Raw genomic sequence first — 16,258 nt, 5'->3', positions numbered from 1 at the left:
CCCGGATAGCTCTGGTGTGTCTTCAATATGAAAATTAAGGTTATTTTTGTTGGGTAACTCGCTCGATCAGGGCAAGCAACTCTTCGCCAAAGGAATGCGGGTTCAGCATATTTTGCACCCCAAGAATGAATTTACCTTCGCCAACGACCATCTCATTCGACAGGTGTTTTGACGAAACAATAATGTCAGTATTAGTCAGTTTGGACTTGTAGTCAGAAACCGCGCAGGAATCCATGTGATGAGGAATGCCTTTTTTCTCTAGATAGCTGCCGATCTTCATTTTCATCATCATCGAAGAACCCTGCCCGTTGCCGCAAACGGCAAGAATCCGGACCGGTTTAGCGCTAGTGACACTGGGTTCATCGGTAAAATGTTCGGATTTTATCGCTTCGTCCTGATTTTCATCCGCCGTAGGGGGGAGTGCCGCCAGCGCTTTAGCGGCATCTTCTTCAGCCCGTAAGGTGCGGGAGGCAAAGAACATGTAAACCAGTGCCAGTGCGATCAATAGATAGAAAGTTAAGGATGAAGCAGACAAACCTTGCATGATAGGAGGGAATAGCAGCGACCAGTCGGCCATACCCATCCAGCTATTAAAGGTGGTGCCATTCTGCATAAACAGATCAATAGCCCAAGCAGAACCTAATACTTCGATAATTCCCATTACGAAGCAGATTTTCATTACCGCACGCCAACCGCCGAAGTGGTTGGCAAATACGCCGATAGTGGCGTTGGAGAAAAACATCGGAATAAAGCCGGGAATAATCATGATAGACGTGTTGAAGGCCAGCATCGCCAGTACGGCGGTGAACTGCCCTAAAGCGCCCCAGATAAAACCAAAAACCATCGCGTTAGGGGAGAAGGCGTAGATCGCAGCGCAGTCAATCGCCAGTACCGCATTGGGAATAACCCGCTCAGAGATGCCTTTAAAAGCTTCTGACAGTTCGGCCACGAACATACGCACACCGGTCACAATAATCTGAATTGCTACGGCGAATTTCAGACCGGTTTCCAGAATATAGATGGCCCAGTTAGTGCTACCCGCCATCGAACGCAGATTGTCCATGCCGAAAGAGAGTAAAATTACGCCAAAAAACAGCGTCATAACAATAGCGGTGGCGGCAATGCTGTCATGGAATATATGTAACCATTTCGGCAGCTTTAGGTTATCAACGTTATCTTTCGGATCGCCAAGTTTAGGCGCAACTTTTACCGCAATCCAAGAGGCCGCCTGCTGTTGGTGCCCGATAGAGAACCCAGCACCGCCGGTCACCGCCTCCGTCGGTTTAAACATAATATTGGAGAAAATACCCCAATAAAGGGCGAGGAGAATCGATGAGTAAATCACGGTTTCCCACATTGGAACTGCCATCACAAAGTAGAAGACCGCGATCAATCCAGCCTGCTGGAACATAATGTGGCCGGTTAGCATAATGGTGCGAATCCCAGTGTAGCGGCGCAGCACCACCAGCAGAATATTGATTGCCAGCGCCAGTAATACCACGTACCCGACCCAGGAATAATCGTCGCCCATGGTTTCCATGGTTGCCATCATTGACGTATAGGGATCGATAACCGATCCTGTCAGACCATGGAATTCGGCCATTTTTTCGATGACCGGTTTAAAGCTGGAGACCAACGTTGTTGCGCCGACTTGTACCAGCATAAAACCGACTATAGTCTTGATTGTTCCTTTAATAATGGTTGTGATATCACGACGTAGCAGGCTATAGCCGATACAAGTCACTAGGCCCAGCAGCAACGGCGCTTTGGTCATGACCTGGCTGTAGAAGATATAAAACACATCATACAGATACTCCATACCACCCCCTGATACTAATATGGTTGGACGGAATCTTTGCCACCGTCCTGTAGAGATCCATTTCTCGGATAATACATGACACAACAATAAGCTATATAATCAAAGATGATCATTCAATGATTCAATGTGATTAATTTGATTCTACTCACACTAATAAGGGCCGCGTGGTTACGATTTGACTTTAATGCATTGAAAGTAAACATATAATATGATTATGATGAGTCATGGATGTCTTTTCCCGTATAAAGAAATCAAGGGTATACCGAGATAATAGCCATTCAATTGTTGAATATTACGCCATTGACAGTTATTTTTCTCACGTATATGATCAATTTAAATCAAAACCAATCACCACGTAATCAACGGGTGAGCGGTTATCGTAGGATGACTGAAATGAATGAAATGCAGCGTCACCATGAAATCGTGGCTTGGGTAAATGCGAAGCGGTCTCTCACTATTAACGATCTTATTGAGCGTTTTGATATTTCACCCGCGACTGCACGCCGTGACATCGCCAAGCTGGATGCATTGAAACAGTTAAGAAAGGTACGCAACGGTGCAGAACGCATCGCGGATAAAAAAAAGCTGGCCTGGTCGCCGCTGAATATTAATAACGCCGATAACTATGAAGAGAAATCACGCATTGCCGCCAAGGCGTCGGAATTGTGTCAGGACGGTGACAGCGTAGTGCTTAACTGCGGTTCCACCGCATTTTTACTGGGACAAACTTTGTGCGGACGTGACGTACAAATCGTGACGAATTACTTCCCGCTGGCTTGTTATCTGATTGAAAACGACCACGAGTGCGTGATCATTATTGGAGGTCAATACAACAAAACGCAAAACATTATTCTTAACCCTACCTCGACAACTTTTGATGCTTATGCAGGCAAATGGATGTTTACAAGTGGCAAGGCGCTCAATGAAACCGGGCTGTATAAAACCGATATGTTAACCGCAGTCTCGGAACAGCAGATGCTGGATAAAATCAGCAAACTGGTGGTGGTCGTTGATAGCTCCAAAGTGGGGCAGCGCACGGGATTGCTGTTTTGCCCGGCCCGTAAAATCGATATCCTGATTACCGGCAAGGATGCAAATCCAGAGGTTATCAGCAGCCTGAAAGCACAGGGGGTAGACGTCATTTTGGTCTAATTTCTTTATCCTAAAGGTCTGATTATGAGCAAAGTAAACGAGATTACCCGTGAGTCATGGATTTTGAACACTTTCCCTGAGTGGGGAACTTGGTTAAATGAAGAAATCGAGAAAACCGAGGTTCAGCCAAATACTTTCTCCATGTGGTGGTTAGGATGCACCGGTATCTGGCTAAAATCAGCCGGTGATACCAATATTTCTATCGATTTTTGGTGCGGTACTGGGAAAAAAACGCAGTCTAATCCTTATATGAATGCTCAACATCAAATGATGCGTATGGGCGGCGTGCGGGCATTACAGCCAAATCTTCGGACTTCGCCTTTTGTATTAGACCCTTTTGCTATCAAGAAGATTGATGCCGTGCTGGCCACTCACGATCACGCTGATCATATCGACGTCAACGTTGCTGCCGCGGTGCTGCAAAACTGCGGCGATCATGTGAAATTTATCGGCCCACAGGCCTGCGTTAATCTGTGGCTCGGCTGGGGTGTCCCTGAAGATCGCTGCATCGTGGCAAAAGTTGGAGCGGTGATTGATATTGGTGATATTCAAATCACCGTATTGGACTCTTTTGACCGTACCGCACTGATTACATTACCAAAAGGCACATCCTCCAAGGACAAGGCTCTGCTGGATACCATGGATGAGCGAGCGGTGAATTACCTGATAAAAACCAGTGGTGGCACGATCTACCATTCTGGCGACTCTCACTACTCAAATTATTACGCTAAACACGGCAATGATTACGATATTGACGTCGCGCTGTTGTCCTACGGTGAAAACCCTCGCGGTGTAACGGATAAAATGACTTCATCAGATATTCTGCGCGCTGCTGAATCTCTGAATGCGCAGGTAGTGGTACCGTTCCATCACGATATCTGGGCTAACTTCCAAAGTGATACTCGTGAAATCGAAGTGCTGTGGAAAATGAAAAAAGATCGATTGGACTACAAATTTGCGCCGTTCTTCTGGCAAGTCGGCGGGAAATACACCTATCCAACAGACAAGCATAAAATGCATTATCAGCATAACCGAGGCTTCCACGATATCTTTATCGATGAGCCGGAGCTGCCATACAAAGCCTTCCTGTAGCTGATATTCCATACCAATAGGCGCTGGAATGGCAACAACCGGCGTCTGTTTTATCCACCAAAGACTAAGGCTCAAAACCCGCAATTACACTGCTATAAGGGGATTTTTAAGGGTAGGGAACGCACCGGATGTGCCTGATTTGTCGGCACCGGTGCGGAGCAGACAACATATCGTTTTGAGTGAGTTCACTAAGCCAAAGCCAGTCCGTTTTCACAGACTGGCTTTGGTATTGAAGAGGTTATCGCTAAATTTATGTCCGCTAAACTTAGTGGCCGTTATCCGTTGGACTCCAGACCTTCACCATCCTCATTACATTCCACTGGACAGGTAAATCCATCCGGCTTGATTGCCAGCAAATCACATTTCAGATGGTCGATCACATGTTCGGTCGTGTTACCGATAAAAGCGGCGGAAAGACCGGTTCGCCCCAATGTGCCCAGTACGACCACGCCAGCGCGTAGGTGCTCAGCCAAATCCGGAATCACTTCCTCCGGCAGACCTTTTTCAACATGGGTGAATTTTTCGTCTAAACCGAATTTTTGCCGCAATGCTTTCATGGCTATCAAATGCTGGCCGCGAATAGCATCGTTATATACGCTCGGATCAAAATCAGGCAGTTCAATGGCAATATTGATTGGCGTCACCGGATAGGCGCTAATGAGATGCACCGCAGTCTGGTTAACATGCTCAGCCAGCTCTTTGGTTTCTTGTACCAGCTTGAGGTTGAGCGGATCGTGAAGTGGATCTTCGCTGGAAAGGTTAACCGCCACCAAAGCCGTGCCGCCTTCCGGCCAAGGCTGATCTTTCACCATCCACACCGGGCACGGGCATTTACGCAGTAAGTGCCAATCTGTTGGGGTAAAAATAATAGATTCCAGCCGATCGTGCTGATGAGCCATTTTTAACAGCAAATCATGCTTAGCACTCAGAACTTCCTGAATAATGGCTTCATAGGGTCGGTTGTGCCATACCACTTTAATTTCAATAGGAATGCCCGCTTCAACATAGAAACGACACTGTTCAGCAATCCAGGCGGCGCGTTGACTGATCACGCCTTTACGCATCGCCGTTCGTTCATCTGGCGAAAGTAGGGTGGTCATATCATAAGAAAGGTCGTAGATAGCGAGGAAAGCTTTGATTTGCCCGCCGTTACGCTGCACGAGATAAACAGCTCGGCGCAATGCCGGTTGATCGTCCTGATTGGGGTCAATAGCCACCAGAATATTCTGATACTTTGCCATAGGGTCTCCTTACAACTGCGAATCACTATTAACAGTGTGTTACTTACAGAGTAAACCATGATGGAAAAACAGAACAGGGGTGATAGAGAGCCAGACCAATAAATATGCAAATTATTGATCTGGCATTAGGTCAGATTAGAACGCCGGTTTTGGGTTACCCGCTAGCTGTGCCAGCGCTTCGGTATTCTCAATGGTAATGTATTTGCCTTTTACGCTGAGGATCCCACTTTTCTGAAAGCGACCCAGTAAGCGGCTAATGGTTTCAACCGTTAGCCCCAGATAATTACCAATATCGCCACGCGTCATCGTCAGGCGGAACTCACGAGGTGAGAAACCACGTTGGGCAAACCGGCGCGACAGGTTATAGATAAAGGCGGCCAGACGCTCTTCCGCGTTTTTCTTCGACAGCAACAGAATCATGTCCTGATCGCCTTTGATTTCACCGCTCATCAAACGCATCATCTGCTGACGCAGGTTAGGCATTTTGCCGGATAAATCATCCAGCGTATCGAACGGAATTTCACAGACCATCGAAGTTTCCAGCGCCTGAGCAAAACTCGGGTGTTGTAAATTGCTGATCGCATCGAAACCAACCAAATCACCAGCCAGATGGAAACCGGTAATTTGCTCATCGCCTTCTTCGGTAATGGTATAGCTCTTAATGGTCCCGGAACGAATAGCATACAAAGACTTCAGCTCATCGCCAGCTTTGAATAACGCCTGTCCTTTCTGAATGGGCTTTTTCCTTTCAATGATGTTGTCGAGCTGATCCAGCTCGTGTTCATTTAAGGTAAAAGGAATACAGAGTTGGCTGATGCTGCAATCCTGACAATGAATTGCGCAACCACCAGACTGGATACGTCGGATAACACGTTTTTCCGGGATCATTAGGGTATTCCCATTAATATTGATATTAGTCAATTTTAACATCTTTTAAGGCGTCTGATAAGAGTAACAATGCTTAGCGCGCTAAAAGATAACCTTCATGAGCCAATAACCAGCGTTTCCGTTCTACGCCACCGGCGTAGCCGGTCAGAGAGCCAGACGCGCCGATGACGCGATGACAGGGCACCACAATGGAGATGGGGTTCAGGCCATTAGCCATTCCCACGGCGCGGGAGGCGGTAGGGCGACCAATTCGTTGAGCCAATTCGCCGTAAGATAGCGTTTTCCCGCAGGGAATATTACGCAACTCTTGCCACACTTGCCGTTGAAACGCCGTTCCAGCGGTTTTTACCGGCAGACCGTCGATAATATCCAGCTCACCGGCAAAGTAACGCTGCATTTTATCGGTTAAACCGCCAGGATTAGCCTTTTCAATCAGCGTAAAAGTATTTGGCCCATAGTGAGACGTCAGTAATTTCAGCAGTCTTTCATAATGATCAACCCAATCAATGGCGCGCAGGTTATGTTCACTATCGCAAATAATGACCAGTTCACCGGCAGGGGTGTCAGTACGGTCAATGTAAAAGGTTTCCATAAGGCTCCGTGGAGTTTGTCTACTGGTTTTATCAACAGCAGTATGGCACGAAAAATCAGTGTTTTTGAATAGCTTCTGTCAGTTTGATGCGGCAAATCACGGACAATGCGAAGCGGCTCTCACCGATTAACTACAAAGCGTTAGTCTTTGTCCTTCCAACTGATTATGACAGGTTATAAGCCGTGACTGGGCATCGCATCGAATAGCGACTAGGATAAGGTTTTGCCTAATATATCGGAGTCAGAAATATGTCAGTTGACCGTCCGCAACCCTTATTAACCGCTGAGGATTGCTCGCCGGCCGTGCTAGAACGCGCTTGTGGAGCTTCTCCTTTCATTTTACTGGCTGACCACGCCGGACAAAAAATCCCCGGGCGATTAGGTGATTTAGACCTGCCGCTCGGTGAAATAGATCGACATATTGGCTGGGATATCGGCTCTTTACCTGTAGCCCAACGGCTCAGTGAACTGCTGGACGCCACCTTAATCCATCAGCGTTATTCTCGCTTGGTCATCGACTGTAACCGTACTCCCGGTATCGCCAGTTCTATTCCTGAAATTTCAGAGCAAACCACAATTCCAGGCAATCAAAGCGTCACTCCCGCGCAGGCTGAAGCCCGCAGAACCGAAATTTTCCAGCCCTACCACGATCTTATTAGCCAAACTCTGGCTCGACGCGCAGCACAAGGGCAGCCTAGCGTTATTATTTCGATGCATAGTTTTACGCCCACTTTTAAAGGTGTTTCCAGACCCTGGCAGATCGGTACGCTGTTTAACCGTAATCCGAAATTGGCTTTATTGCTGGTTGAATTATTACGTGCAGAAGGAGATTTACAGGTCGGAGTCAACGAACCTTATGCCATGACTGATGCGACGGATTACACCTTGCCATTCCACGCCGAACGGCGGCATTTACCTTATGTCGGCATCGAGATTCGTCAGGATTTGATAACGCAAACCTTTGGACAACAGGAATGGGCAGGAAAGTTGGCGCGTATTCTACCGCGTCTGTGGCAACAATTTAGCAACCGTTGCTGATCGTTCGCCGAGTTGATAGCTAATAAGGAAGAGTTAATTGAGTGGAATCTGTCAAAAATAAACAACCGCCAACCAATAAAGTGCTGGTGAGCGCCTGTCTGATGGGGCAACCGGTGCGTTACAACGTCAGTGCCGTCTCCGGTGAACGCGACATTCTACGCCGCTGGGAGAGCGACGGAAGGCTGGTCATTATTTGCCCTGAAATGGCAGCGGGAATGCCGGTTCCACGACCGGCGGCAGAAATTCAGGCGGGTAATGGCGAGTTCGTTTTAGCCGGACGCGCGCTCGTGCGAGAGATTTCCGGTGCTGATGTCAGCGCAGAATTTGTGTTAGGGGCACAACTGGCGCTAAAGCTAGCAAGGGAAAACGGTTGTAAAGTGGCAATTTTAACCGAAGGTAGCCCGTCCTGCGGCAGTTCGGTGATTTATGATGGTCATTTTAGCGGGACATTGCTATCGGGTAGCGGAGTAGTCACAGCATTGCTACGCAGTCAGGGGATTCAGGTTTTCAGTCAGAACCAATTAGACGCTGCTGATGCCTATTTATGCGAAATAGAACAAAAATGGCGCAATTAACGCTGTATAAATGAACGATAGTCAGATAATATCGCAGTACTGTTTATTTATACAGTAACGCACGGTATTGATATTTGCTCACGTTCAATCAGGCTCCGTATCGGATTTGAAACCGTTCGTGAGAAGAGAGATCTTCCTAAATCTTATCTTGAGAGGCCGCTACGATGACATTTCGCATTATTGAAAAACAGCCGCAGCAAGTTGTGAGCATTCGGGTGATTGGCCCTTATGCCAAAACCATTCCTCTTGGTTTCAAACAGTTATCATCCTGGCAGCAGCAACATCAGTTACCCTATGAATCCTGGCTAGCGCTTTATTGGGATAACCCGGAAACGACGCCTCCCGCCGACCTGCGGGCTGATGTGGCTTTTTCTGTGGCCGATGATTTTGTCTTGCCGGCACATGCTAGCAGTGGCGTGCTATTACAAATAATACCCGGTGGGACTTATGCGGTTTATCGTGCGAGGGTGACCGATGGAGATTATGCCAAAGCATGGGGGGAGCTATATAACCTGCATTTACCCGCCAGCGGCTACCTCCCGGCAGAAGGCGCATGTTTTGAGGTCTATTTGAATGACGGAATGGTCGACGGTCATTTTGATATTGATATCTATCAGTCAGTGAGCCCGATGGACACCGAGTGACGTTTACTCTGCCGAGTCATCATTTCCCTATTCGCTAAACTCCGCTCTTGCTGATTTAACTTATTGATTGATAAATAGAATGATAGTTAAGTAAAACTGGGGGCGTCGGTTAATCGAGGGTTGAAGGAAGCATGCCAGAGCTGCAAAATGCCGCTTTCTTTTATTAAATTAGGCCGATGTTTTTAAAGTGGTTTTATTAAAAATGATAGTGAAATAATTAACATAAACCGTCATAAAAACGTCATCCGGCTACTCTAGTATCCAATGTAACCAATAAATATAAACTGTATTAGTGTGTTACAAAAGGAACTCTACCGATGTCAAAGCGTATTGCCACTGCCTCCCAAGTCGCATTATCAACACTGCTGTTATCTACCAGTAGCGTATTATTTATGCCTAACGCCAGTGCCGCCGCACCGGGCTTATACGACCGCTCCGTGAAAGGCGACATCACCCAGTTCGGCGGAGCGCGTCGATTAGAGAGCGACCAAACGCAAGCTTTACGCGACTCTTTATCGGATAAAACCGTAAAAAATGTCATTTTGCTGATTGGCGACGGAATGGGCGATTCTGAAATCACCTCGGCGCGTAACTATGCGGCTGGTGCCGGCGGTTTCTTCAAAGGTATTGATGCCTTGCCTCTGACAGGTCAATATACCCATTACTCTTTAGACAAAAAAACGCAAAAACCGAATTATGTCACCGACTCCGCTGCATCAGCCACCGCATGGTCGAGCGGCGTTAAAACTTATAACGGCGCGTTAGGTGTAGATGTTACAGGCAAAGACCACATCACCATTCTGGAACTGGCGAAAGCGGCAGGGAAAGCCACCGGCAACGTTTCTACCGCAGAGTTGCAAGATGCCACGCCAGCCGCACAGTTTGCTCACGTTACCGGTCGCAAATGCTATGGACCTGAAGAAACTAGCGAAAAGTGCGCGACCAATGCGCTGGAAAACGGCGGAAGAGGCTCTATCACCGAGCAAATGATTCAAACCCGGGCGGATATCACGCTAGGCGGCGGAGCAAAATCTTTTGAGCAACAGGCTAAAGCCGGTGAATGGAAGGATAAAACCTTGCGCGAGCAGGCTATTGCCCACGGTTATCTGATTGTTGAGAATCTGAATGATCTTAATGGGGTCACTCAGGCAAATCAGGATAAACCCGTTCTTGGCCTATTCTCGGCGGGTAATATGCCTGTACGTTGGTTAGGTCCTAAGGCGTCTTACCACGGTAATATCGATAAATCTCCAGTCACCTGCGAGGCTAATCCGGAGCGTACTGCGGATATTCCAACGCTGGCCGCCATGACAGAAAAAGCCATAGATGTGTTGAAAACCAATGAAAAAGGTTTCTTCCTACAGGTAGAAGGGGCGTCAATCGACAAACAGGACCATGCCGCGAACCCTTGTGGCCAGTTCGGTGAAACCGTTGATTTGGATGAAGCGGTGCAAAAAGCGCTTGAGTTCGCAAAAGCCGACGGCAATACGCTGGTGATTGTGACCGCCGACCATGCTCATTCCAGCCAGATCGTCGAGGCTGATGCCAAAGCGCCGGGGTTGACGCAGGCATTAATGACCAAAGATGGTGCAGTGATGGCGATCAGTTATGGGAATTCCGAAGATGACTCCCAAGGTCATACTGGCACGCAGCTACGCATTGCAGCCTATGGCCCTCACGCGTCTAACGTCGTTGGCCTGACTGACCAAACCGACCTGTTCTTCACCATGCGTGATGCAATGGCGTTGAAATAATTATTGGTTTTGTTGGAAGATATAGACTCCCCCGCTTGCGTCAACTGCGGGGATTTTTAGAGTTGGCTCTCTGCCTACAGCGCGACGCCTATCGGGCAATAAGATGCCGAAGTTGTGTAATCATTTCGGTATGAAGCGCCTGATGAGCAATATCACGTACGAGTATCACCTCAACGTTAACCCGCTCGGCTAACCAGTGGGTTGCAACCATACCCATTCGGTCTTTTTCACCACCAATCAGAGTAACATTCTGAGCATCCATTCGCGCAACTTGTCGCAATATATCGTTGGTAATAAAAAATCCGGCGGCATGGTAATGAATCTCCAGCATGATAGCGGAATAAGTTCGCGGATTGAAAAACTCATCGGTTAACGTGATTGGCTGATAGAAATTTTGGTGTGCATTCGTCGCGATTTCATCGGTATTCACCCAGAGTTGAGCAATGGCTCTCTTCTGACTGGCTAGCCCCGTGGTCATCATCCGTAAACAGCGATAATAGGTGGCCGATTTGGATTCGCTTTCAGCAATAAGAAGAGGTTTTAGACTATGCGTCTGACAGATTTGCTGATGGAAATAAAACCAATGCAGCTCCTGCACCGTCGCAATAGGAATAAAAGGGCAACCGATAACCAGTTTCAAACCGCTCATGCCATAGCGGATTTTGTATAAAATGCCTAACCAACAGCCCCAGGATAGGCCTAAAATATTGGCGCGCGGCATTTTTAAAAAACATCGAAGCCTCTCAATATCATCCACCAGATGATTGATGGTATTGATTCTTCGCTCGCCGTAAGGAAGAGATTGTCCGCAACCTCGTTGATCAAAAATTAAAACGTCGCAGAGTGACAAATCAAAAAATGCTGTATGAATAAGATGACTTTGCCCCGCCGGCCCACCGTGGATAACGATCCAAGGTTCACCCTGTGGATTGCCATGCCGCTCCCAATATAGGGAGTGCAGATCATCTACCGGGAAGAAACCTGAGCTTCTCACTTGCGTCATGGGTGTTTTCTCAGCATATAAAACTGAAATATGCTGCACTTATCCAGTGAGCTAGCAGTATTCTTAATCACCTCAAATCCAAGCTCCGAGGCGAGATCTGTGATGGGAACCAATACTGGAGTATGGCCAAAAACAAATGCGATCCCGCCGGGGTTCAATAGGTCGATCAAATGCTTGAAAGCGAGCGCAGCGCTACCGATTTGCATCACTTCATCATTCAGAAAACGTAGAATAAGAATATCGCAGCGTTGCCGAGAAGACATGGCGTCACCAATGGAAAAAGAGATAGGCCGTTCCTTATGCCTCTCACGAGCAAATTCGATCATCTTAGGAGAAATATCTGAACCAATATAATTAAAGTTAGGAAGTTTATTAGCCAGGGATGCCAGAAAATCACCACTAGAACAGGCAGGATCGAAAATAACTCCTTGGGTTTTTAACACCTTGAGGCTGAGTTCTGTGTGAATCTGAAAATGGCGTTCTTCCCTAGCCATTCTCTCTGCAGAAAGGTGGTCCACTTGCCAAAATTTATCGCCAGAGGGAAGTGCGCCATCAAAATCGCGAATAAAACAAAAATCAACTTCGCCCATAGGATCGGTTAATAGGCTTTGGAAAAAAATAGAGCGCCGGCGAGAAGAGGGGGCAATATAACTGAACGTGACATGGTTTCCTTCCAGACTCGCAGAATTGAACGGACCTAATAAATTAATATCGCTTAATACGCTGGGCCAGCTTTGTCGTCCTGATTTATTTTCACATATGAATTTTCGTCCTAGCCAGGATTCATCTTCCGCATGTGCCAGGAAATAACTCCCCATGCTAAGGTTAACCTCCTCGATTAAGGAGACTATATTGCCTTCTGGAATATCTCCTGTCTGTTTCTGGTGTTTAATATATTGATGTTCTCTGATTAACCACCTTACGGCCAGATCATGTTTAGATATGTTTTTTTTCAAGAGACCTCCTTCCTCTTAATAGGGGTAAAACAATATTTCCGCTGGTAATAATATAAAAGCGTTCAAAGTTAGGAATTAAAGCATGGGTTAGACAAACCTGAGAGGTCTCATAGAGAATACTTTTGCCGATAACAAACCCTTTTTCCGTTAAATCCTGTTCTATCTCCACAAGATCTTCGGCGGGGCTTCTGTGTGTCTTGTCCGAAACAGGCAGGCGACACAGTAAGACTTCATTGGTGTTAAAAATATCCGCGGTTCGCATGCAGAAACAACGTTCTAATCTTTTATATCTTAATAGCCGCTGATGCAATACCTCGTTCTCTCGTTGAATTTCTTGGCGATGATTGAATACCGCATTGATTTGTACCAATTCACTTAACGCTCGCTGCAATGCGTGGTGCGGATGTAGCGATGTACCGCAGCCTATTGGGTATTTTATAAGTTTTGATTTTTCAGCTAACGCCAAATAAGTACGACATTTCATTCCCTGAGTGATATCCAGTACTCGTATTCTTTCTTGAATTTCCTCTTCTGATTTTTGCCAGTTGCGTGCGGCCTCTTCCGGTAAACTCTGCTTATCTATCTCATATATTTTACATGGGCTTCGGCTGTATAAACTGTGGATAAGAAACAAAGAAAATGCATCCCTTTCTATACATTCATTTATGCCATGTAATAAAGCTTCATTTCGAGTTGCGCCAATAGCAATGCCGCTATTGCTGCCGTAGCGAGCTAAGTAACGATAGTCGAAATTATCATCGGCAAGAGGTTTACGGGAATAATTGGGATCACAAAGCGCTAATGGATAATAAAAATCTCCCGCGCTAGAAGCGAAGCGGCGCGTGGCTAGATGACTATCAGGTTGAGTGTTAACCATATCGAGCACATCGTCACTAGCCAGTATCCCTGCACGCATCAGAGTCTTTGCAGGTCGAACTGTGGCTAGAGGAGCGGAAAAATCCTCAATATAATGCTCAAGTGCTTCAAATAATGCGCCAACAAAAGCATTGTCATAATCCCCTTTACCTACGCCACCCGTTTGATTTTTATTATGCGGATGTATCAATGTGACGACAATCGTCAAAATATTCTTCCCGTAGACCTCTTTACGCCACGTCAAACCCAGATTATCAATTTCTTTGATAACTCGATCTTTTGCATCAGATAATGTGAATTCACGCTCAATAGGACGCATAGGAATTCCTCCCTGGAATAGCAAGCAGTCATCGTGGGAAATTTTCGGTTAAATGATAAACATGAATGGAAAGGGGTTATTTAAGCGCCGATGAGGCCACTATCGGCGCTTAATTTTTTAGTCATTAAGATAAGAGAAATATAACTTAATTGTCAGTATGTTAATGACTATTTATATTTACTCGTCATCCTTTAGAGCTTCAGTCTCAGAGTGAGTTAAATGAACTTCCTGAGTTGAATGGCTCTCTTCTGACTCATTTACTGGATTAGCATTAAACGAAACCATATATCCCATATTAACACTCCTTTGCAGTTTAAATAGACAAGCACTAACGTGCTCAAAATTCATACTATCTATATTTATCAAAGAAAATGTGATCAAGATCACTATTTTAAATTAATTGTTAATTATTTAGTATCAAATGAATAATTATGTTGATTAGTTTCGACTTAAAAACATTAAGTGTATTAAATTTATTTAGTTCATTCGTAAACACCCCGATTTTTGTTATAAATACCAACATTTACTCGGTCATTACGTTATAAGATGAGGGCCTACTGGGGAAAAGATCAATGAAGATAGAATAAAACCGGCAACCATACCGATTGCCAGCTCTTATAAACAGTGATTATCTGACGCGAATATAATTACCATCAGCGCTGACATTATGACCAAATCCACAGTCACCATCAGTTTCCACAGTCACATCCGCATGCGTAAATTGCATATTAACTTTGCAGTCACCGGAGTAGTCTATTTCTTTATCTGCTTTACTCTGGTCGTATTGCACCTTGCCATCAGCTGGTATAGTGCTAACAAAAGAGAATTGCCCCATATTAGGGCCATAGTAGATGCCCATAATACCAAAATAGTAACCATTATAATCTATGGTGAATTTATTGCCTTTGGGCGTGACTTCAATGGAATTCCAATTACCCAGCCCGGCATATTGCCAATATTCACCAGCATAAATTGTCGGTTTAGGCAGTGCGGCTATTTTATCAGCGATGAGTTTCAGGTTATATTGCGACTTTTTATCTTCTGGGGCAATCATCAACCAAGCTTTAGCTTTAAGTAAATCCCCCTGACGAATATAGGTTAGCGCCATATTGTTATAAGCCGTAGCTCGGGCGCCGCTATCTACTTTTATCTCGTCAGAGAAGTGGCAGGCTTCTGTCCAAGCAACTTGGTTCATAAAATGCTTTTGCGCTGTAACGTAATCACCTTTTTGATAGGCAGCATTTCCTGCACGAGCGTAAGAAGGAATTTTTTTGCAGTCGGCAATGACTCGCCGATCATCAATTTCAGCATGAACCTGCGCCGTAAAAAGTAAATTGAGCCCAATCAACACGTAGGGAAGGTTATTCCTCAATTTAGTCTTAGGTATCATGTCGTTCGGTTCCTTGTTCAAATGTTATTCTGCCACATTGCTGATGGTGTAATAGAAAAGGTCCAACCCTGATCCTGAATCGATGCCTTTTCTTAAATCATGGGGCGAAGATTAGCATCCCGAAGTATAAAACGGTGAATTATTGCCATCAGGATATGACCGCCAATGCAAAAGAGCAGCAGCCACGCCAATGGTCCATGCATATTATCGACCCAAGCGGTAATCCGATTGATTTCTATTCCCGTGGTTGGCAATACAGGGATGCCCATGACAACCATGCCTTTGCCACCCGCATAGGCGCGGAGTAGGGCCAAAAGGGGAATAATAAACATCAGTAAATAAAGCGTCATATGCCCAATAATAGCGATCTTGTTCACTTTATTTGGCGTCGAACGCGGGGAGCGGCGTATATTAAATCCACGCCATAAAGCACGTACTATTACCAGGATAAATAGTAAAAAGCCTACGGTTGTGTGGGAACCCTGTTTATCCATCCACAGGGTAAATGCAGTGCGTCCGAAAGTATGCCAGACAATCACGCTGAAAAATTGCCATAAAAACAACAAAGCCATCAACCAGTGAAGCGTCCGACTAATTAAACCAAATCGGGAGGGCGTATCAAGCCAGTTAATTCTGTTTTTCACCGTCATCCTTGTATAGTAACCAGTATGCTTGTAGGGAACTTACTCATTGCGGTGAGATTTTTCCCATCAGAATAAAACATCCATTGAAACAGAAAGTTAATCTTGAGAGATTAACTGAGATTTTTCTGTTTGAAAATAGCAATCATTCAGCATTTTATGTGTAATAGAGATATACTCAGATTGGTCTGGTAACGATTACCTACTTTTGAGCCACTTATATTGTTAGTGCCTTGGCATTATTCCTTACAAACAGCGTGCTCAAGCTCTCGTCTACTG

At 45.8% G+C, this 16,258-nt stretch carries 15 protein-coding genes; 6 read left to right on the top strand and 9 right to left on the bottom strand.

Annotation, left to right across the window (positions count from 1 at the left end):
* Window positions 1-40 precede the first annotated feature (40 nt).
* On the bottom strand, window positions 41-1,819 hold the full coding sequence (locus AD970_RS09950) for a PTS ascorbate-specific subunit IIBC (protein WP_049598370.1): 1,779 nt from the start codon (window positions 1,817-1,819) through the stop codon (window positions 41-43).
* Between the two features lie 393 nt (window positions 1,820-2,212).
* Here AD970_RS09950 and ulaR point away from each other — a divergent pair, with 393 nt between their 5' ends.
* Both ulaR and ulaG read left to right on the top strand, forming a co-directional pair.
* Window positions 2,213-2,971, top strand: coding sequence for an HTH-type transcriptional regulator UlaR (gene ulaR, locus AD970_RS09945; RefSeq protein ID WP_049598369.1), 759 nt, complete (start codon window positions 2,213-2,215; stop codon window positions 2,969-2,971).
* A gap of 24 nt (window positions 2,972-2,995) precedes the next feature.
* Entirely contained in the window at window positions 2,996-4,063 is a 1,068-nt protein-coding gene (ulaG, locus tag AD970_RS09940; protein ID WP_049598368.1) for an L-ascorbate 6-phosphate lactonase, read from the top strand.
* Window positions 4,064-4,338: 275 nt separating this feature from the next.
* Here the strand turns inward: ulaG and uspE are convergent, their stop codons facing one another.
* The 3 genes from uspE to ogt all read right to left on the bottom strand — a co-directional run bounded on the left by uspE (window position 4,339) and on the right by ogt (window position 6,784).
* The gene (uspE, locus tag AD970_RS09935) at window positions 4,339-5,304 is read right to left on the bottom strand and encodes a universal stress protein UspE (RefSeq protein WP_049598367.1); all 966 of its coding nucleotides are present in this window, start codon (window positions 5,302-5,304) and stop codon (window positions 4,339-4,341) included.
* Window positions 5,305-5,439: 135 nt separating this feature from the next.
* On the bottom strand, window positions 5,440-6,192 hold the full coding sequence (locus AD970_RS09930) for an FNR family transcription factor (RefSeq protein WP_049598366.1): 753 nt from the start codon (window positions 6,190-6,192) through the stop codon (window positions 5,440-5,442).
* A 73-nt stretch (window positions 6,193-6,265) separates the two neighbouring features.
* The gene (ogt, locus tag AD970_RS09925) at window positions 6,266-6,784 is read right to left on the bottom strand and encodes a methylated-DNA--[protein]-cysteine S-methyltransferase (RefSeq protein WP_049598365.1); all 519 of its coding nucleotides are present in this window, start codon (window positions 6,782-6,784) and stop codon (window positions 6,266-6,268) included.
* Window positions 6,785-7,032: 248 nt separating this feature from the next.
* Here ogt and AD970_RS09920 point away from each other — a divergent pair, with 248 nt between their 5' ends.
* From AD970_RS09920 to phoA, 4 genes are all read left to right on the top strand, one after another.
* Window positions 7,033-7,821 (top strand): N-formylglutamate amidohydrolase, encoded by a 789-nt coding sequence (locus AD970_RS09920; RefSeq protein WP_049598364.1) that lies wholly within the window; start codon window positions 7,033-7,035, stop codon window positions 7,819-7,821.
* A gap of 41 nt (window positions 7,822-7,862) precedes the next feature.
* Window positions 7,863-8,396, top strand: a complete 534-nt coding sequence (locus AD970_RS09915) for a DUF523 domain-containing protein (RefSeq protein WP_072080630.1) — start codon at window positions 7,863-7,865, stop codon at window positions 8,394-8,396.
* 164 nt (window positions 8,397-8,560) lie between these two features.
* Window positions 8,561-9,040, top strand: coding sequence for a DNA gyrase inhibitor SbmC (sbmC, locus tag AD970_RS09910; protein WP_049598363.1), 480 nt, complete (start codon window positions 8,561-8,563; stop codon window positions 9,038-9,040).
* Between the two features lie 317 nt (window positions 9,041-9,357).
* Window positions 9,358-10,794 carry an alkaline phosphatase gene (phoA, locus tag AD970_RS09905; RefSeq protein ID WP_049598362.1) on the top strand — a complete coding sequence of 479 codons (1,437 nt, stop codon included), beginning with the start codon at window positions 9,358-9,360 and terminating at the stop codon, window positions 10,792-10,794.
* Between the two features lie 88 nt (window positions 10,795-10,882).
* Here the strand turns inward: phoA and AD970_RS09900 are convergent, their stop codons facing one another.
* From AD970_RS09900 to AD970_RS09880, 5 genes are all read right to left on the bottom strand, one after another.
* On the bottom strand, window positions 10,883-11,797 hold the full coding sequence (locus AD970_RS09900) for an alpha/beta fold hydrolase (protein ID WP_049598361.1): 915 nt from the start codon (window positions 11,795-11,797) through the stop codon (window positions 10,883-10,885).
* Entirely contained in the window at window positions 11,794-12,753 is a 960-nt protein-coding gene (locus tag AD970_RS09895) for a class I SAM-dependent methyltransferase (RefSeq protein WP_049598360.1), read from the bottom strand. Before AD970_RS09895 ends, AD970_RS09900 begins: the two co-directional genes overlap by 4 nt.
* Window positions 12,734-13,948 (bottom strand): YcaO-like family protein, encoded by a 1,215-nt coding sequence (locus AD970_RS09890; protein ID WP_049598359.1) that lies wholly within the window; start codon window positions 13,946-13,948, stop codon window positions 12,734-12,736. The genes AD970_RS09895 and AD970_RS09890 overlap by 20 nt, the downstream gene beginning before the upstream one ends.
* Window positions 13,949-14,576: 628 nt before the next feature.
* Window positions 14,577-15,338, bottom strand: coding sequence for a tetratricopeptide repeat protein (locus AD970_RS09885; RefSeq protein ID WP_235786926.1), 762 nt, complete (start codon window positions 15,336-15,338; stop codon window positions 14,577-14,579).
* Window positions 15,339-15,430: 92 nt separating this feature from the next.
* Window positions 15,431-15,988: a cytochrome b gene (locus AD970_RS09880; protein ID WP_049598357.1), complete on the bottom strand. Its 558-nt coding sequence runs from the start codon at window positions 15,986-15,988 to the stop codon at window positions 15,431-15,433.
* Window positions 15,989-16,258: the final 270 nt, after the last annotated feature.

It is taken from the genome of Yersinia nurmii, assembly GCF_001112925.1.
GTDB classification, from domain to species: domain Bacteria; phylum Pseudomonadota; class Gammaproteobacteria; order Enterobacterales; family Enterobacteriaceae; genus Yersinia; species Yersinia nurmii.
This window is presented reverse-complemented; position numbering and strand designations above follow the sequence as displayed.